Source organism: Cellulomonas sp. GbtcB1, from assembly GCF_019091725.1.
Lineage (GTDB): Bacteria > Actinomycetota > Actinomycetes > Actinomycetales > Cellulomonadaceae > Cellulomonas.
In genome coordinates, this window is the sequence record NZ_JAGXJG010000573.1 from 1 (window position 1) to 236 (window position 236).

Annotated in this window: 1 pseudogene; it reads right to left on the reverse strand. The window is 82.2% G+C overall.

What is annotated here, in order from left to right:
* Positions 1 to 236: pseudogene (locus KVT14_RS21425) on the reverse strand (hypothetical protein); the annotation flags it as partial.

Below are 236 nucleotides of genomic sequence, written 5' to 3' on the forward strand. Positions count from 1 at the left end.
GTCACGGGCAGCGGCCGGACGGGCACCGGCGGGGGCTGCCCCGCCAGCCCCGCGCCGGCCGCGAGCGCCTTGAGCGTCGACGCGTAGCCGAACCGCTCGGCGGCCCGGTACGCCACGGTGTCGCCGGTGCCGGTATCGCGGGCGAACCCCCCGACCCGGCGGCCCGTGGACCGCTCCAGCGCGGCGAGGTAGGCCTCCACGGCGGCCGTGAGGTCGGCGGGCGCCGGGGCGGGCGG